Raw genomic sequence first — 25164 nt, 5'->3', positions numbered from 1 at the left:
TTCCTAGCGGTTTCCGGAGTTCGAGGTTTCGCCTGCAAGCAGGGTCGCCGCGGCGACTTCACGCAGGCCGTCGTTGATCGCCCCGTCGGTACTGAGAGGTGCGAGGATGCAAGCTTCGGCGGCGCTCATCTCGGACGCGCCGGCGGCGATCAGCTTGGCCGTGGTGACCAGCACCCTGGTCGACGGCGGTTCGAAGTGGAACACTTCGTCAGCGTTGCGGATGGCGTTGGCGCACTGCACAAGTCGTGTCGCGGTCGTGAGATCCACGCCGGCCTCCGCCACGATCACCTTCGCCTCGTGGTGCGCAGGCAGATATCTCATCGGCAGGGTCGCGAAGCGCTGACGGAAGGACGGCTTGAGCTCTTTGAGTGAGCTGCGGTAGGCGGGATTGTAGGAGCAGACGAGCATGAAAGAGTCCGGCGCCCGGACGACTTCGTCTGCGCGATCCAGGTACAGCGCGCGACGGTGGTCGGTCAGCGAGTGCAGGATCGCCAGCGAGTCGTGCCGGGCTTCCACCACCTCGTCGAGGTAGCAGATGGCGCCGGCTTTGACGGCTCTGGTCAGTGGACCATCGGTCCACGACACGTCACCGCCGGTGACCATGAACCGGCCGACGAGGTCGGAACTGGTCAGGTCGTCATGACAGCTGATGGTGACGACGGGTTGGCTGAGCAGTACCCCCATGTGCTCGACAAAGCGTGTCTTGCCGCATCCGGTCGGTCCGGTGAGCATGACCGGAATGTGTTCGCGGTAAGCCTGTTCGAACAGTTCCACTTCGTTGCCGTTGGCAATGTAGGTGTCTCTCATACGGCGACCAACTCTCGGTGGACGTGCGCGAGCACGCGCGGCAGTTCCTCGACTCGCCTGATCCGTCTCGATCGGCGGGACCCGAACACTTCTGGCAGCGGGTCGACTCGGGTGGGTCCCACGCCCACGTAATAGACGGAGACGCCGGCGTCGTTGGCTTCCTCGACCGCGTGCGCCACGTCGGCCCAGGCATAGCGGCCCTCGTAGCCCTCGTCGGACATCAACCCGTCGCCGATCACGATGAGCAGACGGCGTTCGGAGGGCTGAGCCAGCAGCCGGGATGTCAGGTGGCGGATCGGTGCGCCGAGCCGGGTGTAGCCGCCGGTCATCAGCCCGACGCTGCCCGGCGCCACGAAGCGGCCGTCCCGAAAGTCCTTGAGGCAGCGCACTTCCACGCGATGGCGGGTGTTTCCGGTGAACACGAAGATGCCGTGCCGTTCGCGGGCCAGCGTCATCGCGCGAGACAGCGCGTCGGCGCATTCCAGTTCCAGGCGGAATATCCGGCCGCCGTGCACGCCGAGCGATGAGCTTCCGTCGAGCAGCAGCGCGGTGGTGACATCCCGGCTGCTGGGTAGCAGTTCCCGAAAGATCCGGGGCTCGCTGGCTTGACTGGTCATCATGTCGATGTAGTGGCGGACGTACTGGTCGACGTCGAGGTCGGATCCGTCTTCGAGCCGGTTCGTCATCGCGCGATGTGTGTGTTCCTCGAACCATTTCCGCAGGTTCTCGGCTATCGGTGCCGGATGGCCAGTGCGAGCGGCGGGCGGAAGTTCCAGCACCGCGACGTGATCGGCGAGAAAGGTCTTCGTCCACGCGTTCCATTCCGGATACGGAATGCCCTGCCTGCGTTCGGGATTGACGTCCAGGTCGTTGTCCTCGGGGCGACTCGGCGGCGGCAGATTGGGGTTGCGCACACCACCGTCGCCGCCCACCGGCACCGAATAGGGACGGGGATGTCGCTGCTGGGTCGTCGTCCACGGCATTCTGCCGAATCGTTTGATCGCACTGGCCAGTCCGCGTGCGCTCGTCTGCGTGCGCGGCAGCATGCCGAGCAGCGGGTGCTCGACGATCTGCTGTCCGGACCGCGCCAGGTCGATCGCGAGGTCGAACATCGCCGGCGCATCCAGATCCGGATCGCCGACGGGCACATCGGGCAGTACCCGTTCGACCTCGGGCATCAGGCCGGGCCATCGAGCGGCGACCCAACCCAGGGCCACACCGGCCTCGACAAGCGCCAGCGCACGGTGCTCGCGCGGCGACAGGTCGTTCAGCCGGTAGTGCGCCAAGCGGTCTTTGGACGGCGAACATTGCAGCGCTACCCCGCAAGTCAGCGTCCGGCGCGTCCAGTCGCGGGCCAGCGCCGGGTAGGGGACGTGGACGAGGTCCAGCGCCATGCTCAAGCCGAAGCCGCGCCTGGCTCCCGTCATGAGGCGGGCGCCACCACGACGCTGCTCACTGAGCGCCACCGCGGTCAACGCGCAGCTGCGCTCTATCGCCATCGCCGACGAGTCGGTGGTCTCGGCCACGTGGTCAGAACGTCCCGATGTTGGAAAACATCCAGTACCAGAACCAGATGATCAAACCGGTTCCGCCCCATGCGGCGACGTACCGCAACAGCTCCCAAACCATGTCCATGGGTGGTGTCTCCTTATCGGTTACTTCCGGGGCTCCAAGCTGCGGATCGCGGTCGCGATCAGCTCGGCCAGCATGGTGTCGCGAGCGGTCCCGGACGATGTGGTGCTCAGCGCGCCGTAGATGCCGAGCAGGAACAAGACCGCACTACAGAACGGGTTTACCTCCGCATGTACTTGACCGCGGTCCCGTGCGCGCTGAATCTCCCTGACCAGCAACACGATTACCGGGTGATCCGTCCACTCCTCGTCGCGGTTGGGACGCGTCGGCGAGAAGTGAATGCCCAGGAAGTCTTTGAACAGGGGCCCGCCGAGCCGCTGTTCGAGGCCGACCACCAATCGCGCCACCTCCGACAAGACCGCGGCGAGGTCGTGGGTTTCGTCGAGAAAGCGTGCCAATTCGCCGGCGAGGCGGACCTCTTCGCGATTCTCGAGCTCCAACAGGACGTGTTCCTTGGTGGGGAAGTGAAAGAAGAACGTGCCGTGTGCGACCCCGGCGGCACTGATGATCGCACTGATCTCGGCGGCGGCCATTCCGCAACGCTGGAACTCGGCGAGCGCGGCGCCCAGCACGCGCTGGCGGGTCTGCAGCCGCTGTGCTTCGCGTACGGACGTTCTGATCTGTGCCGTCATCGTGTGCTCTTTGTAGACCTTTTACTGACCCAAGTCAATAGATTGCGAAGCGGCCGGGGGTGGTCGGATGGACGAAATCGGCCTGCATAAGCCAGGTTTTGGGCGCACGCTGTCGTTGCACTGTTGTCGAATTTCATGACATCAGTCAACGAGTCAGTCGGAGAAGATCTCTCGGTTGACCGTGTGCAGGTAGGGGATCGCCAGAAACGGCGTGATGTAGAAGATGTCGTAGAGCCACCAACCGACGACGGGGAGTATGACACCGGCGAAGCGCACGTCGGCGTACATGGTCATGTTGAACACGTAGCCGATCCAGATCACCACACCCATCCAGCAGGTGACGACCATCCACTGGTGCCCCCACCGCTTCATCTGCAGGAAGCCGATCCCGGCGGCGATCCGCATGGTGAAGACGGTCAGGATCAGACCGACTTCCCACCCCTTTTCACCTGGGCCGGCCGCACCGCCTATCCAGAGTTCGTTGAAATGCCAGAAGTAGCCGGCATCGAACATATTGCCCCAGCCCACCAACAACACTCGGCCCAGCAGGGTGTGGTTGCCCACCATGTCCAGCGCCCAGCCCACGGTGTTGATGGCGGCATCGATGATCACGAGGTAACCGAGCAGGGTGACAAGCATGGGCCGCACGGACAATCCCGCCCGCTGCGCCCGCCGGAGCAACCAGACTCCCCGCAGGAACAGGGGGAGGCCGAAGATCCCGAGCGCGGCCGTGCCGATCAACAGGGAGCCCGAGATCAGCCACTTGTCCGCCTGGCGCTGCGCGAGCTGCGATTCCTCCATGTGCTCGTCGAAGGACACCCCGTCGCGGCCACCGGCGGTGGTTCCGTTGTCCCCGTTGGAGCGGCGAAAGCTCAATGTGGGCAGATTCAATTTGCCTCCCTCAACCCCGCTTGTTCTAGTCCACAAACTGACTGAGGTCAACAGCGGGGTTCAGCAGGTTGTCATACTCTGCATCGTTCGGGCTACGTAGTCGTCCAGCATCGCGTCGCGGGTCGGCCACGTGTTCGTGGTGATCAGCAACGCGTATAAGCCGAGCAGGAAGAACACCGCGCTGTTCATCGGGATGACATCGACAGCTACGCCGCCGCGTTGCTGTGCCTGCTCGATCTCCCGGGCCACCGCCATGATCACCGGGTGGTCCCTGCCATCCTCCGCCGGCGGACGGGTCTGCGAGAAGTGCAACGCCAGAAAGTCTTTGAACAACTCTTCACCAAGCCGACGTTCCAGTCCGGAGACCAGCCGGACGGCTTCGCGAAGGGCGCCCTCCAGATCATGCTCGGTGTCCAGAAACCGGGCGAACTGGTTCGCGATGCGTTGTTCCTCCCGGTGCTCGAGTTCGAGCAACACGTGTTCCTTGGTGGGAAAGTGGAAGAAGAAGGTGCCGTGCGCGACACCGGCCGCCGTCACGATCGCCGCGACATCCGCTTCGGCCATACCTGATCGCTTGAATTCCGCGACCGCGGCACCGAGTAGCCGCTCCCGCGTCTGCAGACGCTTGGTCTCGCGCGCCGAGATCTTGTTGCTGGCCGTCATTATCCGATCTGATTCCTCGTCAAACCCGACTGCAAACAGTAGCGCGCCGGCGTTGTCCAAGCCAGCCAGCAGCCTGACGCGCTGCTGTATTTCATCGTTGACTTAAGTCAGTTTGAGTCGTTAGATGATGTCGACGTCACCGCGGGCCGAGGAGCAGGGATGGCACTGGAGCAGTTCAACTTGGACGGACAGGTCGCCATCGTCACCGGCGCCGGGAAGGGTGTCGGACAGGGCATCGCCAGGGTCCTGGCCGAGGCGGGTGCGACCGTAGTGGGTACCGCGCGTACGGAGTCCGACATCGTGGCCACCATCGACGGCATCGAGGCGGCCGGCGGAAAGGGGTTGGCGCTGGTCGCCGACGCGATGAGTCGTCCCGACGGAGAACGCGTCGTCTCGACCGCCATGGAGAAATTCGGTCACATCGACATCCTGATCAACAACGTCGGCGGGGCAACGTACGCAAGGTTTCTCGATATCACCGACGAAGACTTCCAGCTCGCTTTCGACTGGTGCGTGACGTCTACGTTCATCATGAGCCAGCTCGTCGCACCGCACATGCTCGAAGCCGGACACGGCAACATCGTCAATATCTCCTCGGGCTCAGCACGTTTCGGCATCCGCGCACTGGCCGCGTACTGCACCGCCAAGGGAGCCCTGGAAGCCTTGACCCGCGCCATGGCCCAAGAACTGGCCCCGAAGATCCGGGTCAATGCCATCGCGCTCGGTTCGTTCGCCACCGACGGGCTGCAGTCGAGCCTGGATTTGATGCCGGGGTCGCTGGAGAAGATGCAGGAGGCCACGCCGCTGCACCGGCTGGGCAATGTCGAGGACCTGGGGCGTCTGTGCGTGTACCTGAGCACGCGTGACTGCTACGCCACCAATGCGATCTTCCACGTGGACGGCGGAATCGAGTCGAACAACTCGCCCTTGCCGATCCCTGACTACTAAAGGAAGGCTGCCGATGCGCAGAGTGATCCAGTTCTCCACCGGGAACGTCGGTCGACATTCGTTGCGGGCCATCATCGGACGGCCGGACCTCGAGCTGGTCGGAGTTCACGCCTCGGGTCCCGCGAAAGTCGGTAGAGACGCCGCCGAATTGTGCGGGTTGAACGAACCAACCGGCGTCACGGCCACCGACGACGTCGATGCCCTGGTGGCCCTCGGGGCCGACTGCGTGGTCTATACGGCGCTCGGCGAGACACGGCCGATGGAAGTCATCGACCAGCTGACCAAGTTTCTGGCGGCAGGCATCAATGTCGTTGGCACGTCGTTGGTTTGGCTTGCGAATCCACGGCAGGCCGATGAGTGGCTGCGGGAGCCGCTGCAGCGGGCGTGCGACGCCGGCAACGCGTCGCTGTATGTGAACGGCATCGACCCAGGGTTCTCCGGGGACACCCTGGTGTACTCAGCGTGCAGCCTCACGACCCGCGTCTCCTCGATCATCGTCCAGGAGATCTTCGACTACGCGAATTACGACGACTACGAATTCACCGGCACTTCAATGGGTTTCGGCCTGAAGCCGGATGACGATCCGCCCATGCTGTTCCTGCCTGGTGTCGTGGTGTCCATGTTCGGCGGCGCGATCCGGAATCTGGCAGACCATCTCGGAATCACCCTCGACGAGGTGCGGCAACGCGATGAACGCTGGTTCACTCCGGACCCCATCGACTGCATCATGATGAAAGTGGAGCCGGGCGGAATGGCCGCGGTCCGGTTCGCCGCCGAAGGCGTCGTCGACGGGCAGCCGGTGATCACCCTCGAGCACATCACGAGACTCACCAGCGCCGCGGCACCCGACTGGCCCTACCCGCCCGACGGCCAACCCGGGGTACACCGCGTCGTCGCCGAGGGAGAACCTCGGATAGAGATCAACACACATGTCTCGCATCCGGTACTCGATACGACAGACGCCGGCTGCATCTCCACCGCCGCCCGGGCGGTGAACGTCATCGACTGGGTTTGTCGTGCCCCGGCGGGATTGATTGCCGCGGACGAGATTCCACCGGCGGAGGCACTCCGCGGTCTCATGTGGAAGGAGTAGCGATGACGCAGACCGCGGACAAGAAGTATCGGGTCATCCAGTGGGGCATCGGCAATGTGGGAACGCTGGCGTTGCGCCATTTCGCCGACAACCCCGTCTACGAGGTCGTCGGTGTGCTCTGTAGCCGCCCCGAGAAGGTCGGCAAGGACGCCGGTGAACTCGTGGGAGTCGCTCCGTTCGGTGTGCTCGCGACAACCGACAAGGCAGCTCTGGAAGCGCTGGATGCGGACTGTGTGTTCTACGCGCCGTTGTGGTCCGACATCGACGAAATCTGCCGCCTCCTTCGTGGCGGCAAGAATGTCGTCGCCTCCGGTGGCGCCTGGTGGTACCGAACCGAGACGAACGCCGCCGACGTCGACAAGATAGAAGCGGCCTGCCGGGAGGGCGGCACGTCATTTCACGGCGGCGGGATCCATCCCGGGTTTGCCGCGGACCTGCTGGTGCTGACGCTGTGCCGGATCGCGAGCCGGATCGACCGCATCCATATCTATGAAGTGGTGAACTTCAACAAGGACACGCTCAAATATCTCGACGAAATGGGGTTCGGAAAAGATCCCGCCGAGTTCGAAGCGGGGAATCTGTTCGGAGCCGCCTGGCCCCTGTTCGCGCAGTCGCTGTCCATGGTGGTGGACGGCGTGGGCAAGACTGTCGAGAAGTTCACGACGGAGACCAAGGTGGGAGTGGCCACCCGCGACATTCCTTATGAGGGAACCGAAGAAATGGACATGCCCGGATTGAAGGGAGTCATCAAGAAGGGCACGGTGGCCGCCCAGCAACACGAATGGACGGCGTGGGTGGACGGCCGGCCCTTCATCACGCTGCACGAGAGATACGCGTTCATCGAGCACGACGCCATCGACCCCCGTCCCGACTGGGACGGCTACTACCACTACCGCCTGGTGGTGGAGGGCGACGTGTCCACCGAGTTGATTCTGCGTGGTGCCGCCGACGAACACGGTGACCACGGAAACCCCGGCTACACCTGGACGGCGATGGGACCCGTCAATGCGATCCCGGCGGTCTGCGACGCACCGCCGGGGTTCCTCACCCACAAGGAACTCGGACTGGTCACACTGCGCGGCGTGGTGCGCTAACCAGCGAATTTTCGGGTTTGCTGTGAACTCCTTTTAACGAGGTCTCTCGTTGGGTACCTACCGAAGGGTCGGGTACGGGCTTCGGGAGGTTCACAGTGACGGCGAGTCCCAGCGCACAGGCGGCGCGATCCGAGTTGCCCCGCCACAGCCGGATCGCGATCGTGGGCAGCGGTTTTTCCGGTCTGGGGGCGGCAGTCAAACTCAGCGAGGCCGGTCACCAGGACTTCGTCGTGCTCGAACGCGGTGACGATGTCGGCGGCACCTGGCGCGACAACACCTATCCGGGCGCGGCCTGTGACGTGCCGTCGCACCTGTACTCGTATTCGTTTGCCCTGAACCCGAATTGGACGCGTTCCTTCTCCACTCAACCGGAGATCCAGGACTACATTCGCGGTGTCGCGGAGAAGTCCGGAGTGCTGGATCGCCACGTCTTCGGCTGCCATGTGAAACGGGCGGCATGGAACGAACAGAACAACGTGTGGGAGCTGTCGACCACGAAGGGCGACCTGACAGCCGATGTGCTGATCGGTGGCTTCGGCGCACTGGCCGAGCCGTCACTGCCTGACATCCCCGGTATCGACGACTTCGCCGGCACGTTGTTCCACTCGGCGCAGTGGAACCACGACGCCGACTTGACCGGGAAACGTGTCGCGGTGATCGGCACGGGCGCCTCGGCGATTCAGTTGGTCCCGGCCATCGTCGACAAGGTCGCCCACATCGACGTCTATCAGCGCACCGCGCCGTGGCTGCTGCCCCGATTCGACCGGCCGTTCACGCGGCCGGAACGATGGGCATTCCGCAAGATCCCCGGCTTGCTCCGGCTGGCCCGTGCCGGCATCTACACGGCGCGTGAAACCCAGGTCGTCGGATTGGCCAAGTACCCGAAGATGATGAAGCCCTTCGAGCTGATCTCACGCGCCAAGATCCGGCTGGAAATCAAAGATCCCGAGCTGCGGCGCAAGGTGACACCGAACTTCCGGATCGGTTGCAAACGAATGCTGATCGCCAACGACTGGTACCGGGCCCTGGACCGTGACCATGTCGATTTGGTGACCGACGGCATCCGCGAGATCGACGGGAACAAGATCGTCACCAAGGACGGCTCCGCACGCGAAGTCGACGCACTGGTGGTGGCGACCGGGTTCCATGTCACCGATTCACCGATGTTCGACACCATCTGCGGCAGCGACGGGCGCAGCCTGAGCAAAGTCTTCGCCGAGGAGGGAATGCGTGCCTACAAGGGCTGCGCGATCTCCGGTTTCCCAAATCTGTTCGTGCTGGTCGGTCCCAACACGGGCCTCGGGCACACGTCGATGGTCTACATGATCGAATCCCAGCTGAACTATGTCGTCGACGCCGTCGACACCATGACCCGCGAAGGGATCACCCGTCTCGAGGTGCGACCCGACATCCAGGACAGCTACAACGAACAACTGCAACGCAAGCTCGCCGGATCGGTCTGGATGACCGGGGGATGCGCCAGTTGGTACCTGGACGCTCAGGGCAACAACACGACCTTGTGGCCGGACTTCACCTTCCGCTTCCGGCAACGACTCAAGCGCTTCGACACCGACGCCTATCAAACGTCGTCGAAGGCTGATGTCCAACCAAGTCTGGCCCTCAACGGTCAAGCCCGGTAGCGGCCACCGATGGGATCGGTCAAAGGCAAGGTTGCAGTTGTCACCGGCGCCGGCTCGGGTATCGGCCGGGCTCTGGCCGTCGGCTTGGCACGGCGCGGCGCCCGGTTGGCGCTTTCCGACGTCAACAAGGAAGGTCTGGCCGAAACCGCCGGGCAGACCAGAGATCTCGGAGCTGACACGCACGAAGACGTTCTCGACGTCAGCGATCGCGAGGCGGTCCACGATTACGCCGCGTCGATCGTGGATCACTATGGAGTGGTCCACCAGCTCTACAACAACGCGGGTGTCGCGGGCGGTGCGGCGCCGGTCGTCGACTGCGACTACGAGACCTACGAGCGGATCATCGGGATCAACCTGTGGGGCGTGATCAACGGGACGAAAGCGTTCCTGCCGCACCTGATCGCGTCGGGGGACGGGCACGTCGTCAATGTGTCCAGTCTCAACGGGCTGATGGCGCAGGCCTCGATGAGTGCTTACTGCACAAGCAAATTCGCGGTGCGTGGCTTCACCGAGTCGCTGCGGGCGGAGATGCTGGCGGCCGGCCATCCGGTTCAGGTCATGGTCGTCCATCCCGGCGGTATCCGCACCAACATCGCCACCGCGGCACTCGACGAGGCCAAACGGGCCGGCAAGGAGCTCAGTCCCGAGCAGCTCAAGCGGGCCGAGGCCTACAACGAGAAACTGTTGAAGATGTCACCGGAGAAGGCGGCCGAGGGCATCGTGAAAGCCGTGGAAGCCAATCGGGGCCGAGTGCTCATCGGCAACGACGCCCGGGGTGTCGACCTGTTGGTGCGGCTGCTGCCGCGCCACTACCCGCGGCTGGCCGTGTGGTGGGAGGAACGCACCTTCGGCAAGTCATGAGGCCCCACCCCAGTCACTCGAATGCGATCACGCCGCGAATGTTCTTGCCCGCCCGAAGGTCCTTCATCGCTTCGTTGATGTCGTCGAGTTTGTACTTCTGGGTGATGAGCTCGTCCAGCTTGATCAGGCCCGCCTCGTACATCGACAGCAGACGGGGCATGGCTTCGCGCGGATTCATCTCGCCGTAGAGAGCGCCCTTGAACGTCTTGCAGGAGTAGATCATGTCGGTCAGGACCATCGGCACCATCAACTCGGTGAGCTTGGGCACCCCGGTCAGTACACAGGTGCCCCCTTTGCGTACCAACATCATGGCGATCAGCACCATGTCCGCGGGGACGACGTTCGGCGTGAGAATGACCCGGTCGGCCATCACGCCCCAGGTGATCTCGCCGACCAGTTCCAGTGCGGCGCCGGTGTCGACGGCGGTGTGGGTGGCCCCGAAGGCCGGTGCCATCTGCCGTTTGAACTCGTTCGGGTCGACCGCCACAATGTGCTTGGCGCCGGCGACCTTCGCCCCTTGGACCGCGTTCATGCCGACTCCGCCGACGCCGATCACCACGACGGTGTCGCCGGCTTCGGTACCCGCGGCCACCGAGCCCGACCCGAATCCCGTTGTGACACCGCAGGAAACCAGGCAGTCGGCATCCAGGGGGATCCAGTCGTGCACCTTGACCAGTGATCGCTCGGAGGCCACCACGTATTCGGAGAAGGTTCCGACCTGCATCATCGCCATCAGGTCTTCGCCGTCGAGGTGGCGCCGGTGAGTGCCGTCGGTGGTCATGGCCTTGCTGTGGATGTCGGCACCGACGTCGCACAAATAGGTGCGGCCCGTGGTACACCACCGGCAGTTGCCGCAGGCGGGAAGAAACGAGACAGCAACGTGATCACCGGGTTTCAAGGTCCCGACCTCGGGCCCAACCGCTTCGACGACGCCGGATCCCTCGTGGCCACCGAGCAGGGGGAACCATTCGGGCACCGGACGGCCGGCTGCCCGCATCATCTCCTCCATCTCCGGGGTGGGCACACTGTCACCGGTGTAAAAGTGCTCGTCGGAGTGACAGATGCCTGCGTAGGACATCTTGACCAGGACTTCACCGGCATGCGGCGGGTCGAGTTCGATTTCTGTTACGTCCCAGTCGAATCCGACTCCGCGCAGCACCGCTGCTTTGGACTTCATCGCCGTCTCCCTCGGGTCGTCACCATTTGCGGAGTTCCTTGACTGCGCTGGAAGCGCGCGGAGCGAGTGTCAGATAGGGAATGAAACCGCTGTTACCGCAACGGATTATGTTGTCCACGACGTCGGTCAGATGCTCGGCGTCGATGAGTCCGCCCAGCATGTATTTGTTTTCCATCCAAAATCGGATGGATTTCTCCAGGACGTCGGGATCCCAGTTCTTGTTGAACTCGGTCATCGAGTCGCCGGCGCCGCCGAGGCTGTCGCCCACGGCCAGGCGGGTGAAGCCGATCTCCGGGTGTTCGATGCGCCACGCCTCGACCAGCTTGTCGAGCGCCCCCTTGGTGACGGCATAGGACCCGAGCATCGGCCATGGCGTGGTGTAGGACGCGCTCAGCGAGGAAAGGTAGACGGCCGAACCGCCCGTCGCGGCCAAGTGGGGCGCGGCGGCGGCGGTGACCAGGGACGCTCCGGTGACGTTGGTGGCGAACAACAATGCCCATTGTTCTGCCGTCACCTCTTGCAACGGCGCCAGAACGCCCATCCCCGTCGTGTACACCAGGGCATCCAGACCGCCCAGGGCGTCGACGACCTCAGTGATTGCCTCGCGGCAGATTTCGGCAACGGTGACATCACACGCAACGGCCACCGCGCCGTTGCCCGCTTCCTTCGCGGCGTCGACCAACCTGTCGTACCGACGGGCCAGCAGTGCCACCTGGTTGCCGCGCTGGGCAAGCCCGGTGCCGATGCACCGGCCCAGACCTGCCGAAGCCCCGACCACCGCAACCCGCAACGGCCGATCCCGACCGCTAGACATGGTGGTTCGCCCTGTTCGTGCCGGTCGGGCCGTGGATCATGGGTCGAGGCTGCACGAGTCTCCTTATGCAGTGGGTGGAAGCGAACGTATCAGCGCCCGGAGGGGCGGTATCTGGTTTTCGGAAGCAAACATTTCCGCACATCCGAGTCGGTTGCAAGACTTGAGCCAATGAATCACCGCCGCAGGACTTTTCGGGGTTGGACCGCAAAACTGAGCAGGAGACGGTCGAGGATCTGGGCGGCTCTGCGACGAGCCCGGTTGGGATGTGCGGCATGCGCGACGAGTCTGGAGGCTTCTTCGAGCGCGGCGACGATCATGTGGGTGAGCTCCTCGATCGGCTGATCGTCGATGATCCCGTCGGCGATCGCCGCGCGGACCATTTCGTTGATAAGAGCGATGCTGTTGCTTTCCTGAATGCTGCGCAGGGTCTGCCAGCCCAGCACCACCGGCCCGTCGACGAGCATCACCCGCTGAACTTCGGGTTCCAGTGCCGCGTCCAGGAATCCGTGTAATCCGCGGGTGAGCCGTTCCCAGGGGTCCGCACCGGGCGGCGGAGCGGCGATGGAACGCAAGGTGAGGTCGTTCTCCACTTCCTCGAACACGGCGCGGAACAGTTCGGCCTTGTCCTTGAAATGGTGGTAGAAGGCGCCGCGCGTGCCGACGCCCGACCTGGTCACCAGGTCGCCGATGCTCGTCTTGAAATATCCCTGCGCCACAAACAATTCCCGGCCGGCGGCGACGAGGTCGCGCCGGGTCCGGTCGCCGCGCGCACGGCGATCGTCGTGGGAACCGCCCCGCTGCGCCATGCCGATGATCGTAACAACATTCAGCTTGTATGTTGAGCTCCGGCCGAATGCGCCGCGGCGCCGTTCGACGCAACATTCGTGATGTATGTTGCCGAGTATGGCAGACGGTGGGGTTCGCGCATACGGGTCGGTCGCACCATTGAAGGTCGGGTTGCTCAACGACTATCCGACGAGCGGCGACACCGACAACAACACCGTGGCCGCGCTGCGACTGGCGCTGGACGAAGCGCTGGAATCCAGACTGATCGACCGACCGGTCGAGCTGATTCAGCGCAACGTCGTCGGACTTCCCAACGGCACCTATCACGCCGTGGAACGCGGCTTCGACGAATTGGTGGCCGAAGGGTGCCTGGCCATTTTCGGACCCTGGGTCTCCGACAATGTGGTGCCGCTGCGGTCGCACGTCGATGCGACGGCGAAGGTGCCGATCCTGACCTTGTCGGGATCGGAAAACGCGCTGGGCGAGTGGTGCTTCGCATTGAACAACGGGTCGATGGCCGAGGAGCCGGTGATGCTGGCCGCGGTACTGATCGGTGACGGTCATTCGCGGATCGCCATCGCCTACGAGGCGTCGCTGATCGGCAAGGAGTATCTGTCGTTTGCGGAAAAAGCCTATGCTGCGGCGGGTTTGAAGGTCGTCACCACGGTTGCCATCCCACAGGTAGAGGCTGACAAGACCGAGGCGGTGGCTGCGCTGCGTGCCGCCGAGCCCGATGCCGTGGTCCACGTCGGGTTCGGGCACGGGTTGTGGGGATTCAGCGACGCACTGCTGGCCGCGGGCTGGGATCCCGCCCGGTACACCACGACCGCGTTCGAAATGGCTCACATCAACGCCGAATGGATGCGTCACCTCTCGGGCTGGGTCGGTTTGGACAGCTACGACGAGCGCAATGCGGTCGGCCAGGCTTTCCTGGACCGGTTCGAGAAGCGCTACGGTCGGCGGCCGGGACATTCCATGCCGGGTCTGTCCTACGACGCGGCGACCGTCATCGTGCGCGGGCTGGCGGCGGCTCGCCCGCTGACCGGCGAAGGCGTCAAGCATGGAATCGAACAGGTGAAGCTCATACCGTCGGCGAGTGGGGCGCCCGGGACATTTCTGCGGTTCGGCCGCTACATCCGGCAAGGTTGGTTGGGGTCGGACTATCTGGTGGCCCGGCGCGTGCTGCCGGACGGTTCGGCACACGTCTTTCATGCCGCGCCGAGTGAGCACATTTCACGCGCGGTCGGGGTCACGTTCGGCTAGCTGGATCGCACCGAACACCGGGGCCGTCACGATTCCGGACGGTTGATCCAGCACATACGGAATGGCGCGCACCGCTCCCATGGCGATCATCAGGTGACCTGGCATGGCGTGCTGGCCCGTGGGCGACTGTCCGTCCCAGCCGACGTCGAGTTGCAATTCGAAGCTGGGGACGCCCTTGATGACCGCGCGAATCAGCGGCGCCTTCTCGCCCGGCGCCAGCGGTGCCATGCCCCACTGCGGTAGCTCGCGCGTCAGCACCCATTCTTCGTGGATGGCCAGCAGCGGTCGGCCCGACCAGTGGCCTACCCAGGAGAACCGCTGTCCCACAACAGTTCCGGCCTCGATCGTGCCGGCGAGCACCTCGATGTCGTGGGGCAGCGTGGTGGCGTCCACCGACACGTCGATGTGCGACAGGGCGATTCCCAGGACGTCGGCGGTGGCGTTGAGCGCCTGCCGGTAGGCCATGTCGAGCTTCTTGATGATGGGGGAGTCGACGGTGACGTCCTCGGGAGGGCGGCCCATGCCCATCAGGTCGACCAGCATCGGACGGCTGGGGACGGCCGAGACGTCGGTGGCTTCATAGAGATCGATGCGGTCGATGGTCTTGCTCAGCCCGGTCACAGTCGCGACGAGTCGCTCGAACATGAAGCCCGGGTTCTCACCCGCGGCGTGGAACCGTGACCCGCCCGTCCGGCAGGCCGCCACGAACGCGGCCTCGGTGTCGGCGCCGTAGGTAGGCAGGTGGTTGTAGGAGGTAGTCGTGATGACGTTGCTGCCGGCCGCCAGCAGTCGGCAGATGTCTTCGGCGTTGGTCTCGACGGTGTGCGCTTTGCTGGCGGCGTGCACGACGACATCCGCTTTCAGCGCGACGATTTCGTTCTTGTCCGTGGTGGCCGTCACTCCGGTGGCAGGCGGTAGTCCGCACAATTCGCCGGCGTCCAGGCCGGCCTTGGCAGGGTCGTACACCAGCACCCCGACCAGTTGATAATCAGGATTCTCGATGAGCTCCTGTAACGCGGCGCGGCCTACCGCGCCGGTGGCCCATTGCACGACTCGAATGGCCAATCGAATGCTCCAGGTTGCTTTTTGGGGTTTCGGCTCGCCGCTGGTTGGTTCAACATACATCATGTAGGTTTGCAACCGACGGGCTGTAGGTTGATGCGCGGCAGGAGGGTGCATGACGGAACGGACGGTCACCGACGGCATCGATCAGCGCATCCGCGAAGCGCAGGCGAAGTTCAACGCCGGCATGGGTGCCGACGGCGACGCCACCCCGTATCCGCTGTTGCGTGAGTTGCGTGCCAGAGGTGCGGTGCACCCGGGGTGGCCGGAGATGGGCGTACCCGAAGACATGGGGAACGGGCGCAAAACGTACACCGCATACTCGTTTGACGCCGTCAAAAGCGTCTTCACCGACAACATCACCTTCAGCACACGGTGCTACGAAGACGTGGTGCGGCCGTTGCAGGGGCCGACGATCCTGGAGATGCAGGAACCTGAGCACGCGATCTATCGCAGGTTGCACGAGTTCGCGTTCGCGCGTTCATCCATGAAACGTTGGGACGCCGAACTTGTGGGCCCGTTGGTCGATCGCACCATCGCAAAGATCCGTGACGACGGACGGGCCGATCTGGTGGACACGGTGTTCATGCCGATTCCGGTGCGGGTGATCGCGGCCCTACTCGGGTTGCCCGAGTCCGATATCGGCGAATTCCATCGACTGGCGATCGACCTGCTGGGCTTCCGCGGCGACATGGCAACCGCGATGAAGGCCTCCGCGGAAATGAAAGAGTATTTCACCGGAGTGCTGGCCGACCGGCGCAAGTCGCCGAAGGACGATATGGTGACCATCCTGTCGCAGGCCGAGATCGACGGCGTCAAGATGTCCGACGAGCAGATCTATGGGTTCATGCGTAATCTGTTGCCGGCGGGTGCGGAAACCACGTCGCGGTCGACGGCCAGTCTGGCGATGGCGCTACTGACTCACCCCGATCAGCTTGACGCGGTTCGCGACGACCGAAACCTGTTGCCGCAGGCCATCGAAGAGGGCATCAGGTGGGAGACCCCGCTGTTGAACTTCATGCGCGAAGTGACTCTTGACGTCGAGTTCTTCGGGGTGAACATCCCCAAGGGCGCAACGATGATGCTGAATCTCGGTAGCGCCAACCACGACGAAACCCGCTGGGAAAACGCCGAATCTTTCGACATCTTTCGAGAACGCAAGCCGCACATCGGATTCGGTCACGGCGCACACGTGTGTCTGGGCATGCACCTGGCGAGGTTGGAAAGCATCAAGATCTTCAACGCCCTGTTCGACGAATTGCCCGGCCTGAGGCTCGATCCCGAGGCGGCTCGGCCATATGTGACCGGCACCATGTTCCGCTCACCGCCCCGACTCGACGTGGTGTGGGGATGACCCGCGTCATCCAATGGGCGACCGGCATCACCGGCATGATGTCGCTGCGGCACGTGCTGACCCGGCCGGACCTGGAACTGGCGGGCGTTAGCGTGTACGACACAGAAAAAGCGGGGGTCGACGCCGGCACGCTGTGTGGGCTGCCCGAGGCGGGAATCCCCCTTGCCCTGACGGGTATCCCTTGCGCCACATGGGATTCACATGACGGCGGTGACAAGCGCTGTCAGAGCTAGATGAAGTCCGAACCGCCGTCGACGTTGACGGTCGCGCCTGTCACGTAGCCGTTGCGACGGGATGCCAGGTAAGTGGTGACCGACGCGATCTCCTCGGGCAGCCCGGCACGGCCGATGTCGCATGGGTGACCGTACGTGTTCTCGACCCACTTCATCACGTCGTGCGGATTCGAAGAATCGAGACCGTCGGCGGCCAGCACATCCTTGAGGATCTCGGTGAAACTGGCCGTCACGATCGTTCCCGGACAGACACAGTTGACCAGAATCCCCTCAGCTCCAAGGCTCTTCGACAGATTCTTGGTAAAGCTGGACAGCGCCGACTTCGCGGCCGTATAGGCGACCAGGCGTGCGCTCTGACGTTGAATCGAGTGCGCGGACAGGGTGACGATGCGCGCCCAGTCGGCGGATCGGAGCATCGGCAGCGCAGCCCGAACCGAACGTACCGCCGACATGGTGCCCAGATCGAAGGCTGCGTGCCAGTCGTCGTCGTCGAGGTCATCGAACGCACCTGCGCTCGGACCGACGGTGTGCACCAGCACATTCAGGCTGCCCCACGCATCGCGCACCGAGGCGAAACCGGACTCGATAGATTGCGCATCGGCCATGTCGACGCTGATCGGCAGCACCCGCGGAGCCCCGGCAGCGCTGATGCGTCCGGCCGCGGACTCGAGCGCGGATCGACCGCGCGCCATGATCGCCACCGAAGCGCCTTCGGCGCCCAGGGTTTCGGCGATCGCCAGTCCCATTCCCTTACTGCCTCCCGTGACGACGGCCGTCGCGCCCTGGAAACCCAAGTCCATGAATCCTCCGATCAATCGAGTCCCTGCCAACATAGCGACCTTGTTTGTGTTTCGTGCCAACGCATCTTTCCGGCTGGTGGTCGAGACGAATGCCGTTGACCCAGAATCCGCAATCGCCGATAGGCGGGTACCGGCGCGAGTGGGCTGGGGACTGGTGTCATTCGCCGCGCCGCCGGCTCTGCGCGTCGCAGGACTCTCCGGCGAGCAAGCCGGGACCCTTCTACCGTTAGCCGCGTTGCCGCGCAGAGTGATGCCCGTGCGTTCGCAGCATCTCGCTGAGTCGCTGTGCCAATGCGGACTTCTTGACCTTGCCGGTCGCGGTGAACGGCAACTCGTGCTTCGCGGCGACCCAGATGAATTTCGGCACTTTGTAGACCGACAACCGGCTGCGCAATTGCTCGCGCAAGGCTTCGCCGTCCAATAGCGATGCCCCGCGCGGTACCACCGCCGCGGCAACGACTGTTCCGCGGCCGGGGTCCTCGGCCCCCACCACGTATGCCTCCAGCACGCCTTCGCAATCGGCAAGCGCGAGTTCGACTTCGGCGGGGGTGACGTTGGTACCGCCGCCGGTCTTGATCAACTCGCCCAACCGGCCGGTGAAAGTGATCCAGCCGTCGTCGTACGCGACGCCGCAGTCACCGGTGCGATAGTAGCCATCAGCTGTGAACACCTCCTCACGTTCACATTTGTGCAAGCGCTGCATCAACGAATAACCGCGAACCCAGATTTCGCCTGGCGTGCCGCGGGGCACCGGTTGCCCGGTGGCGGGATCGACCAAGAGGTGAGTGAGTCCCTCGATCGAAACTCCGCCGGTTCCCGACCGCTCGGGCGGCTGCGGTACGTAGGGATCGACTCCGATGTGATTGCCGCACAATTCGGTCATACCCAACGCGTTGGGTCCCGCCGGACGACGTTGCGGCGGCACCATCGCGGGCATGCTGGTGCGCTGCACCGACTTCAGATTGCGGCAGGGGAATTCGGGATGCTCGGCCAGAGACTTACCCTGTTGCGGCCAACCCAGGGTGATGGTCGCTTGGTAGCGCTCGATGAGTTCCAATGCTTCTGCCGCGTCGAACGCCGGCTGGGTCACCAGCGTCGCGCCGTGGTGGATCACCGCGTGCAGACCGGTGATCAATCCACCCACCCAGAAGAACGGCATGGCGGTGAACAGAACGTCGTCGTGTGTGACGCCGTAGGTGAAGGTGAGGTTGTAGGTATGGCGAACCAGAGCGCCCTGGGTGTGGACGGGACCTTTCGGGTCACCGGTGCTGCCGGAGGTATAAACGATCGACACCTCATCGGCGGGCGTGACGCAGGATTCCACGTCGACCAGAAAGTCGGCCTCGGTACCCGACAGCGTGCCTTCAGTTTTCAGCATCGTGGTCCAGCCCCGCGCCATTGACCCGAACACGGCGACAGTGCGCAGGAAAGGCGCAGTGCGAACCGCGATCCGACCGGGGTTGCGTTGTTCGGACAGTCCCGGCAGCGCTTCCTCCAGCCTCGCCAGGAAGTCGTTGTTGCGGAAACTCGGCCACGTCAGAATGGCTTTGAGATCGGCGTGGCGAATGGCCCATGCCAACTCGGATGACTTCTGGAAGGTGTTCAGCGGGACGGCGACCGCGCCGATGCGGGTGGTGGCAAACCAGGCAAGTGCCCAGTCGACACAGTTGGGCAGCAGGATCCCGACGTGGTCGCCCTTGCCGATTCCTTCGGCCATCAGCGCGCTCGCCAGGGTGGCGGAGCGCTGATCCAGCGCGGTGTAGGTCAATTCCTGGTCGCAGGCGATCAGGAAGGGCTTGTCGCCGAAACGTGCCGCACCGGATCTCACCAGCTCCGGAATGGTGGGCGAGATATTCGGAAACGGCACATACGCAGGATAGTAGGTTTCGCGAAAGCCGAGAACATCGGTTCTCACGAGCGGATAGAACGCGGTGATGGCGAGCGGCTGTCGGCCGGTCCGTGAAGCACGCGTCCTCACATTGGTTACGATCAGGGTAGAACTGCCATTCTCAGAACATGCAGACGTATGTTTTTGATGCCACGTAACCATCGGAGGGCAACATTCCCGTCGACGAGGTACTCAGCGGAGTCCGCGCATTGGAGTTTGCCGCCTGGACTTTCGTACCGTCGGCCGGGGCAGTGCTGGCCGAGTGGGGCGCGGAGGTCATCAGAGTGGAACCACGCGACGGGGCGATCTTATGAGCGTGCCGTCGCCACAGGCCGTCTCCGGTGATTCCCTGGACTTCGACCCGTTCTCGGAGGACTTCTTCAACGGGGCTTTCGACACCTACCGACGTCTTCGTGACGAAGCGCCGGTGTACCACAACGCCAAATGGGACTTCTGGGCCCTGAGCCGCTACCACGACGTCGCTCCCGCCACCAAGGATCACGAAACCTACTCGTCGGCCAAGGGCGCGACGCTGGACATGGTGAAGGCCCATGACAACGCGATCCCGGTGCCCAAGGTGATCATCTCGATGGATCCGCCAGAGCATCAGAAGATGCGCAGGCTGGTGAGCAACGTGTTCACCCCGCGTGCCATCGCGGCGCTGGAAGACATGGTGCGCGAAAAGGTCTACGAACGCATCGAAGCTCTCGACCCCACATCCTTCGACGCGGTGGCGGATTTCTCGGCACTGTTTCCGAACGAGGTCATCACGACCATGCTGGGGGTGCCCAAACAGGACCGCGACCAGATCCGGGTCTGGCTCGACCTGCTGTTGGAACGCCATCCCGGCGACATCACCACCACCAGGACGGGTTACGAGGCCTCAGTCAAGACGGGTGTCTACTACTACAACCTGGTTCAGCAGCGCCGCGCCGAACCGCAGGACGACATGATCAGCCGCCTCATCGAGACCGAGATCGAACGCGACGGTCAGATCGAGAAGCTCAGCGATGTGGACATCACCGGATTCGCCACCATGCTCGGCGGAGCCGGCGCCGAGACGGTGACCAAGCTCATCGGCAACGCCATGGTCGCGTTTGCCGACTTTCCCGACCAGTGGCAGAAGTTGCGTGCGGACCGCAGCAAGATCCCCGCGGCGATCGAAGAGTTGCTGCGCTACGAGGCGCCGTCCCAGTACCAGATCCGCACCGCCACAAGAGATGTGACGTTGCGCGGCACGACGATCCCCGAAGGCGCCGCCGTTCTGCTGGTGACGGGTTCAGCGACCCGCGACGAGCGGATGTTCCCCGATCCGGACCGGTTGGACATTGACCGGGAACGCAAGATGGGCTTTAATCTCGCGTTCGGCTACGGCGTGCACAGCTGTCTGGGGGCTGCGCTGGCGCGAATGGAAAGCCGCATTGCACTGGACGCTCTACTGGACCTCGTCCCCGAGTACGAGGTTGACCGCCGCGGGTTGCGCCGGGTGGCGATGTCCAACGTCTGCGGCTGGTCGAACGTACCCGTGCGCAGGCGGGACTGAACCGGCGATTCAGACCGGAACTTTGATTCCCAGCTGCTCCATCGCGTTGCCGCCCATGATCTTTGCCCTCGCCGACTCCGAAAATCCCTCGAGCCTGTCGACGAAACTCAACGGGTCACCGATGCCCTCCGGGTGCGGAAAATCTGAGCCGAACATGACGTGGTCTTCGCCCATGATGTCCACGATCCCCTTGAGGTCGTCTTCCAGGAACGGGTGGATGTAGATGTTGCGCTTGAACACCTCGACCGGATGCTCGTCGAACTCCTTCGGCATGATCCGGTAGGCGGTGTTCAGTTGCTCCAGCAGGTTTCTGACCCAGCCGCTGCCGTTCTCGACGCACAGGATCTTCAGGTCGGGGAACCGCGACAGCGCACCATGACAAATCATCGCCGCCAAGGTGTCCTCGATCGCGCGGTGACCCATCACCACCTCACGCAGCGCGCTCGGCTTGAACGACAGGTACTCGTCACCGCCTTCCCACTCCATGAGGTGCTTCTGGTAACCGCTGTCTGAGGCGTGCATGGTGACCGGCATCCCGACCTTCACCACCTCTTCCCAGAACGGGTCGAACTCGGGCAGGCCCATGGAGCGCGACCCGCCGAAGCGGCTGGGCACCGGAGCCGGGCGGACCAGGAAGGTCTTCATACCGCGTTCAAGACCCCAGTGGAACTCCCTGATGGCCTCCTCCACGAGGGGCAGGCAGATCACCGGGGTCGCGAAAATGCGGTCCTGGTAGTCGAATGTCCAGTGTTCGTGCATCCATTCGTTGAGCGCGTGGATGATGGCATGGGTGAGGACCACGTCGTCGGTGGTCCGTTCCTCGATCAGGCTCGCCAGGGTGGGATACATCACGCAGCGATCTATACCGAGGTCGTCCATCAGCTCGAGCCGGGGGCCGGGCGACTGGTAGGCGGGTATGACATCCATTGCCTCGCCGACGAATTCACGGAACGTCAGCCCTTCGGGATTGTTGCCGAGAAAGTAATCTTCGGCGCTGCCCGGCCTGGCTACCCGCGCGAACGTCGGGTTGGGGATCATGTGGCTGATGTGGTCTTTGACGACGAGTTTGGGCCGGCCGTTGACCTCGACATAACCGACCTTGCCGCGGTGCTGTTTCGGGAGGTATTTGGTGAGCGCATCCGTCGTCTCGTACATGTGGTTGTCGATATCGAAAACCGGGTACGGCAAAGCACGGGCAGGCATGTCAGATTCCTCCTGAGCAGCGAATATGATCATTTACGCTCACTGAGAATGACGTTATCACCTGCCGGTCCAGGCGTCGACCACCGCCTCGGTCGTGGTCACCGTGGCCAGCAGCGCCAAACTGTTGTCGATGACCGTCTCCGCGTATTCACGCGGATAGCCGCTGACTGCATCGCGCGGCAGCACGAACTGGTAGCTACGGTTCACCGCGTCCATGACAAAGTTCGGGATCGCGATGTTGACCGAAACACCTACGCCGACAATCGTCTTGATGCCCAGGTTGCGTAGCACCGAATCAAGATCGGTACCGCACATCGGTCCCACGCCATGCGTGCGGGTAAGGACCAGATCGGTGTCCACCGGTCCCAGTTCCGGTAGCACCGAGGCGCCGGCGCTGCCCGGCGTGAGTTCGGCGGAGAAGGACTTGCCTGCCGCGAACAGTCGGGCATTGGTGTTGGATCCGCGGCCGTCGGGACGGCGCTGAACCAGGCAGTGCACGACGGCAACGCCCGCCGCCCGTGCGACGTCGAGCAGTTTGGCGATGTTCGGGATCGCCTCGCGGCGAGCCTCCTCGGCAAGCAACGGCAGGCCGGCCTGCGGACCGATCACACCCCCCTGGCATTCCTGCGTCACCAGCGCGGTGGTGACGGGATCGAGCAGTTCCTGAAGGCTTGGTTGCGGCATGAGAATAGACGTTATCGCGCCGCGATGAACTCCTCGGCAAAGGCCCGGGCGTGCTCGATCACCTCGGCCCGGTCCGCACCGGGTGGAGCGATAGTGAGCCACGTGACGCCGGCCTTCTCGAGCCGGGCGATGGTGGCATGGCGCTCGTCTGTCGATCTGTTGTCGTCCAACAGATTCCCGGCCGAGAAGCAGATGTCCAGCGGTTCGGTCCGGCCGATCTCGACCGCGTACCGTTTGGCCCAGTCGATGGCGGCTTCCAAATCATCGAGCGTAGCGATCTCCGCCGTCCGTGACGCGGTCGCGTAGCCGAACGTGTTGAACGGCGCCCACCCTTGGGCGCGCGAGACCGCCCGGCGGATGGCCGGCTTGCTGTTGCCGCCAACCCACACCGGTGGCAGGGTTTCGGGCAACGGGCGCAACCGGACCCCCCGGGAGGCGAACGACGTGCCGTGATAGGCAGTGTCCTCACCGGACATCACCTTGCCCAACACGTCCAGCGCTTCATCGAGCAGCGCGCCCCGGTTGTCGAAATCGATTCCCAGCGCGCTGAATTCCGGCTTCAGATAGCCCGCAGCGGTGCCCAGGATGAGCCGCCCATTGGACAGCACAGCAAGGCTTTGAATCGACTTGGCGCCCAGAAAAGGATTGCGGTAGGCCGCGATATAGACGTTGGTCAGCAACTTGACGTCGGTCGTCGCGGCGGCGGCGAATGACAGTGCGACGAACGGGTCCAGGGCGTGGTGACCGCCGTGGTCGAGCCACTTGGCGTCGGGCGCCGGATGATCGGTGACGTGCACTGCGGCGAAACCGCTTGTCTCGGCAGCCTTTGCGATGTCGGCAATGGCGTCGGCCGAGACGAACTCGGCTACTTTCTCGACTCGCTGGGTGGGCAATTCTAGGGAGAACGAGACGCTCACGTGAGTCCTTTCACTGCGGAGACAAGTACTGCCAGGCGCTGCGCGTGATAGTCGGGGGTCCCGAACATCAGTTGGGTGGCTTTGGCGCGGCGGACGTAGAGGTGGGCGTCGTGCTCCCAGGTGAATCCGATACCACCATGGATGCGCATGTTGTCCAGCGCAACCCGGAGAAAGGCTTCCGAACAGACCAGTTTCGCGACCGCGGCCACGGTGGCCAGCTGATCGGTCTGGGCCACGTCGGCCGCGTGCGACGCCGCCGAACGCGCCCCCTCGACCAGCACCAACATGTCCGCGCATCGATGCTTGACAGCCTGGAAGCTGCCGATCGGCCGTCCGAATTGGATGCGGTCCTTGGCGTAGCCGACGGCCATGTCGAGGCAGCGTTGCGCTGCGCCGACCTGTTCGGCGGCCAGTGCGACGATGGCGACATCCGAGGTGCGCGCCAGTCCGGGCGCGGCAGCACCGTCGGTTCCGATCAACTCCGCCGCGACGCCGTCGAAGTCCAGACGGGCGACCTTGCGGGTACGGTCGAGTCCGGCCAACCGCGTGCGATGCAGTCCTTCCGCTCCGGCATCGACCGCGAACAGGGAGACGCCGGCTTCGGTATTTGCCGCTGCCAGAACGACATCTGCGGTATGCCCGTCGAGCACGAGCGGTGCCGTGCCATGAATCCGGTGGACGCAGCCGTCACGCCGCGCGCGCAACGTCACAGCGTCTGGTTCCCACGCCCCGAGTCGGCCGTTGAGGATCAGCGTCGCGGTGCTCGTGCCGTCGACCAACGCCGGGACGTACCTCTCGATGGCGGTGCGGTCGGCGCTGGCCAGAATCGCCGGGGTGGCCAGCGCGACCGTGGCGAAGAAGGGGGAGACCAGCAAGGCCGCACCCATCTCCTCCAACACCACCGCCAGTTCGGCGAGCCCCGCGCCGGCCCCGCCCCACTCCTCGGGTACCGCGACACCGGTCAGGCCCAACTCCGCGGCCAGCTGGTGCCAGGACGACGCGTCGAAACCGGTATCGGTCGCCATCAGCTCGCGGACGGTGCGGCTGGACGACTTCTCCGTCAGAAAGGCGCGTACGACGCTGCGGAGGTCGTCGACGTCACTTGACGGCACGCGCTGCCTCCAACTGCCGGTCCGCCCCTCGAATAGGTGTAGCCGGATCAGGATAGTATCTTTGCTG

General features: G+C 64.0%; 24 protein-coding genes and 1 pseudogene. 10 read left to right on the top strand and 15 right to left on the bottom strand.

Translation table 11 applies throughout. The features are described 5' to 3' along the window. Positions 1-3: 3 nt before the first annotated feature. From AC5Y4D_RS04895 to AC5Y4D_RS04875, 5 genes are all read right to left on the bottom strand, one after another. Positions 4-807, bottom strand: coding sequence for a CbbQ/NirQ/NorQ/GpvN family protein (locus tag AC5Y4D_RS04895; RefSeq protein WP_499944858.1), 804 nt, complete (start codon positions 805-807; stop codon positions 4-6). Beyond that, positions 804-2306: a nitric oxide reductase activation protein NorD gene (locus AC5Y4D_RS04890; protein ID WP_499944982.1), complete on the bottom strand. Its 1503-nt coding sequence runs from the start codon at positions 2304-2306 to the stop codon at positions 804-806. Before AC5Y4D_RS04890 ends, AC5Y4D_RS04895 begins: the two co-directional genes overlap by 4 nt. A gap of 156 nt (positions 2307-2462) precedes the next feature. Further along, positions 2463-3071 (bottom strand): TetR family transcriptional regulator, encoded by a 609-nt coding sequence (locus tag AC5Y4D_RS04885; RefSeq protein ID WP_499944860.1) that lies wholly within the window; start codon positions 3069-3071, stop codon positions 2463-2465. A gap of 153 nt (positions 3072-3224) precedes the next feature. Continuing rightward, a complete protein-coding gene (locus tag AC5Y4D_RS04880; protein ID WP_499944862.1) occupies positions 3225-3962 on the bottom strand; it encodes a hypothetical protein in 738 nt (245 codons plus the stop codon). Between the two features lie 60 nt (positions 3963-4022). After that, positions 4023-4625: a TetR/AcrR family transcriptional regulator gene (locus AC5Y4D_RS04875; protein WP_499944866.1), complete on the bottom strand. Its 603-nt coding sequence runs from the start codon at positions 4623-4625 to the stop codon at positions 4023-4025. A 159-nt stretch (positions 4626-4784) separates the two neighbouring features. Between AC5Y4D_RS04875 and AC5Y4D_RS04870 the strand changes: the two genes are divergently transcribed. The 5 genes from AC5Y4D_RS04870 to AC5Y4D_RS04850 all read left to right on the top strand — a co-directional run bounded on the left by AC5Y4D_RS04870 (position 4785) and on the right by AC5Y4D_RS04850 (position 10261). Further along, positions 4785-5573, top strand: coding sequence for an SDR family NAD(P)-dependent oxidoreductase (locus AC5Y4D_RS04870; protein ID WP_499944868.1), 789 nt, complete (start codon positions 4785-4787; stop codon positions 5571-5573). A 13-nt stretch (positions 5574-5586) separates the two neighbouring features. Continuing rightward, positions 5587-6666: an NAD(P)H-dependent amine dehydrogenase family protein gene (locus AC5Y4D_RS04865; protein ID WP_499944870.1), complete on the top strand. Its 1080-nt coding sequence runs from the start codon at positions 5587-5589 to the stop codon at positions 6664-6666. Between the two features lie 2 nt (positions 6667-6668). Then, positions 6669-7760 carry an NAD(P)H-dependent amine dehydrogenase family protein gene (locus AC5Y4D_RS04860; protein ID WP_499944872.1) on the top strand — a complete coding sequence of 364 codons (1092 nt, stop codon included), beginning with the start codon at positions 6669-6671 and terminating at the stop codon, positions 7758-7760. A 95-nt stretch (positions 7761-7855) separates the two neighbouring features. Beyond that, positions 7856-9400 (top strand): flavin-containing monooxygenase, encoded by a 1545-nt coding sequence (locus tag AC5Y4D_RS04855; RefSeq protein WP_499944873.1) that lies wholly within the window; start codon positions 7856-7858, stop codon positions 9398-9400. 9 nt (positions 9401-9409) lie between these two features. Beyond that, positions 9410-10261, top strand: a complete 852-nt coding sequence (locus AC5Y4D_RS04850; RefSeq protein ID WP_499944875.1) for an SDR family NAD(P)-dependent oxidoreductase — start codon at positions 9410-9412, stop codon at positions 10259-10261. A 13-nt stretch (positions 10262-10274) separates the two neighbouring features. Here AC5Y4D_RS04850 and AC5Y4D_RS04845 read toward each other — a convergent pair whose 3' ends face one another. The 3 genes from AC5Y4D_RS04845 to AC5Y4D_RS04835 all read right to left on the bottom strand — a co-directional run bounded on the left by AC5Y4D_RS04845 (position 10275) and on the right by AC5Y4D_RS04835 (position 13058). Continuing rightward, positions 10275-11438, bottom strand: coding sequence for an NDMA-dependent alcohol dehydrogenase (locus AC5Y4D_RS04845; RefSeq protein ID WP_499944876.1), 1164 nt, complete (start codon positions 11436-11438; stop codon positions 10275-10277). A gap of 19 nt (positions 11439-11457) precedes the next feature. Beyond that, positions 11458-12252 carry an SDR family oxidoreductase gene (locus AC5Y4D_RS04840; RefSeq protein ID WP_499944877.1) on the bottom strand — a complete coding sequence of 265 codons (795 nt, stop codon included), beginning with the start codon at positions 12250-12252 and terminating at the stop codon, positions 11458-11460. Between the two features lie 173 nt (positions 12253-12425). Then, positions 12426-13058 carry a TetR/AcrR family transcriptional regulator gene (locus AC5Y4D_RS04835; RefSeq protein ID WP_499944879.1) on the bottom strand — a complete coding sequence of 211 codons (633 nt, stop codon included), beginning with the start codon at positions 13056-13058 and terminating at the stop codon, positions 12426-12428. 97 nt (positions 13059-13155) lie between these two features. Here AC5Y4D_RS04835 and AC5Y4D_RS04830 point away from each other — a divergent pair, with 97 nt between their 5' ends. After that, positions 13156-14301, top strand: a complete 1146-nt coding sequence (locus AC5Y4D_RS04830) for an ABC transporter substrate-binding protein (protein WP_499944880.1) — start codon at positions 13156-13158, stop codon at positions 14299-14301. Here AC5Y4D_RS04830 and AC5Y4D_RS04825 read toward each other — a convergent pair. Then, positions 14272-15351 (bottom strand): NAD(P)H-dependent amine dehydrogenase family protein, encoded by a 1080-nt coding sequence (locus AC5Y4D_RS04825; protein WP_500036613.1) that lies wholly within the window; start codon positions 15349-15351, stop codon positions 14272-14274. The genes AC5Y4D_RS04830 and AC5Y4D_RS04825 overlap by 30 nt on opposite strands. A gap of 127 nt (positions 15352-15478) precedes the next feature. Here AC5Y4D_RS04825 and AC5Y4D_RS04820 point away from each other — a divergent pair, with 127 nt between their 5' ends. Next, positions 15479-16717, top strand: coding sequence for a cytochrome P450 (locus AC5Y4D_RS04820; RefSeq protein ID WP_500036540.1), 1239 nt, complete (start codon positions 15479-15481; stop codon positions 16715-16717). After that, a complete protein-coding gene (locus AC5Y4D_RS04815; RefSeq protein WP_500036539.1) occupies positions 16714-16950 on the top strand; it encodes a hypothetical protein in 237 nt (78 codons plus the stop codon). The genes AC5Y4D_RS04820 and AC5Y4D_RS04815 overlap by 4 nt, the downstream gene beginning before the upstream one ends. Here AC5Y4D_RS04815 and AC5Y4D_RS04810 read toward each other — a convergent pair. Continuing rightward, the gene (locus AC5Y4D_RS04810) at positions 16947-17750 is read right to left on the bottom strand and encodes an SDR family NAD(P)-dependent oxidoreductase (RefSeq protein ID WP_500036538.1); all 804 of its coding nucleotides are present in this window, start codon (positions 17748-17750) and stop codon (positions 16947-16949) included. The genes AC5Y4D_RS04815 and AC5Y4D_RS04810 overlap by 4 nt on opposite strands. Positions 17751-17976: 226 nt before the next feature. After that, the gene (locus AC5Y4D_RS04805; RefSeq protein WP_500036537.1) at positions 17977-19617 is read right to left on the bottom strand and encodes a class I adenylate-forming enzyme family protein; all 1641 of its coding nucleotides are present in this window, start codon (positions 19615-19617) and stop codon (positions 17977-17979) included. A gap of 194 nt (positions 19618-19811) precedes the next feature. Here AC5Y4D_RS04805 and AC5Y4D_RS04800 point away from each other — a divergent pair. Together AC5Y4D_RS04800 and AC5Y4D_RS04795 are read left to right on the top strand one after the other, a co-directional pair. Then, positions 19812-19940 (top strand): annotated as a pseudogene (locus AC5Y4D_RS04800) (CoA transferase); the annotation flags it as partial. 8 nt (positions 19941-19948) lie between these two features. Next, positions 19949-21181 carry a cytochrome P450 gene (locus AC5Y4D_RS04795; protein WP_500036536.1) on the top strand — a complete coding sequence of 411 codons (1233 nt, stop codon included), beginning with the start codon at positions 19949-19951 and terminating at the stop codon, positions 21179-21181. Between the two features lie 9 nt (positions 21182-21190). Here the strand turns inward: AC5Y4D_RS04795 and AC5Y4D_RS04790 are convergent, their stop codons facing one another. The 4 genes from AC5Y4D_RS04790 to AC5Y4D_RS04775 are packed head-to-tail and all read right to left on the bottom strand — an operon-like array spanning position 21191 to position 25097. Then, positions 21191-22384 carry an amidohydrolase family protein gene (locus AC5Y4D_RS04790; protein WP_500036535.1) on the bottom strand — a complete coding sequence of 398 codons (1194 nt, stop codon included), beginning with the start codon at positions 22382-22384 and terminating at the stop codon, positions 21191-21193. A gap of 57 nt (positions 22385-22441) precedes the next feature. Beyond that, on the bottom strand, positions 22442-23068 hold the full coding sequence (locus AC5Y4D_RS04785; RefSeq protein ID WP_500036534.1) for a cysteine hydrolase family protein: 627 nt from the start codon (positions 23066-23068) through the stop codon (positions 22442-22444). Positions 23069-23079: 11 nt separating this feature from the next. Then, positions 23080-23985 (bottom strand): TIGR03619 family F420-dependent LLM class oxidoreductase, encoded by a 906-nt coding sequence (locus AC5Y4D_RS04780; protein WP_500036533.1) that lies wholly within the window; start codon positions 23983-23985, stop codon positions 23080-23082. Next, a complete protein-coding gene (locus AC5Y4D_RS04775) occupies positions 23982-25097 on the bottom strand; it encodes an acyl-CoA dehydrogenase family protein (protein ID WP_500036532.1) in 1116 nt (371 codons plus the stop codon). The genes AC5Y4D_RS04780 and AC5Y4D_RS04775 overlap by 4 nt, the downstream gene beginning before the upstream one ends. Positions 25098-25164: the final 67 nt, after the last annotated feature.

Source organism: Mycobacterium sp. NGS67 (assembly GCF_059812185.1).
This window is presented reverse-complemented; position numbering and strand designations above follow the sequence as displayed.

Bases quoted from the DNA above. Each gene is read 5' to 3' on its own strand.
- AC5Y4D_RS04840 (WP_499944877.1), bottom strand. From the start codon at position 12,252: ATGTCTAGCGGTCGGGATCGGCCGTTGCGGGTTGCGGTGGTCGGGGCT.
- AC5Y4D_RS04790 (WP_500036535.1), bottom strand. From the start codon at position 22,384: ATGCCTGCCCGTGCTTTGCCGTACCCGGTTTTCGATATCGACAACCAC.
- AC5Y4D_RS04795 (WP_500036536.1), top strand. From the start codon at position 19,949: ATGAGCGTGCCGTCGCCACAGGCCGTCTCCGGTGATTCCCTGGACTTC.
- AC5Y4D_RS04830 (WP_499944880.1), top strand. From the start codon at position 13,156: ATGGCAGACGGTGGGGTTCGCGCATACGGGTCGGTCGCACCATTGAAG.
- AC5Y4D_RS04865 (WP_499944870.1), top strand. From the start codon at position 5,587: ATGCGCAGAGTGATCCAGTTCTCCACCGGGAACGTCGGTCGACATTCG.
- AC5Y4D_RS04860 (WP_499944872.1), top strand. From the start codon at position 6,669: ATGACGCAGACCGCGGACAAGAAGTATCGGGTCATCCAGTGGGGCATC.
- AC5Y4D_RS04890 (WP_499944982.1), bottom strand. From the start codon at position 2,306: ATGGCGATAGAGCGCAGCTGCGCGTTGACCGCGGTGGCGCTCAGTGAG.
- AC5Y4D_RS04820 (WP_500036540.1), top strand. From the start codon at position 15,479: ATGACGGAACGGACGGTCACCGACGGCATCGATCAGCGCATCCGCGAA.
- AC5Y4D_RS04845 (WP_499944876.1), bottom strand. From the start codon at position 11,438: ATGAAGTCCAAAGCAGCGGTGCTGCGCGGAGTCGGATTCGACTGGGAC.
- AC5Y4D_RS04850 (WP_499944875.1), top strand. From the start codon at position 9,410: ATGGGATCGGTCAAAGGCAAGGTTGCAGTTGTCACCGGCGCCGGCTCG.
- AC5Y4D_RS04785 (WP_500036534.1), bottom strand. From the start codon at position 23,068: ATGCCGCAACCAAGCCTTCAGGAACTGCTCGATCCCGTCACCACCGCG.
- AC5Y4D_RS04885 (WP_499944860.1), bottom strand. From the start codon at position 3,071: ATGACGGCACAGATCAGAACGTCCGTACGCGAAGCACAGCGGCTGCAG.
- AC5Y4D_RS04810 (WP_500036538.1), bottom strand. From the start codon at position 17,750: ATGGACTTGGGTTTCCAGGGCGCGACGGCCGTCGTCACGGGAGGCAGT.
- AC5Y4D_RS04895 (WP_499944858.1), bottom strand. From the start codon at position 807: ATGAGAGACACCTACATTGCCAACGGCAACGAAGTGGAACTGTTCGAA.
- AC5Y4D_RS04835 (WP_499944879.1), bottom strand. From the start codon at position 13,058: ATGGCGCAGCGGGGCGGTTCCCACGACGATCGCCGTGCGCGCGGCGAC.
- AC5Y4D_RS04815 (WP_500036539.1), top strand. From the start codon at position 16,714: ATGACCCGCGTCATCCAATGGGCGACCGGCATCACCGGCATGATGTCG.
- AC5Y4D_RS04875 (WP_499944866.1), bottom strand. From the start codon at position 4,625: ATGACGGCCAGCAACAAGATCTCGGCGCGCGAGACCAAGCGTCTGCAG.
- AC5Y4D_RS04870 (WP_499944868.1), top strand. From the start codon at position 4,785: ATGGCACTGGAGCAGTTCAACTTGGACGGACAGGTCGCCATCGTCACC.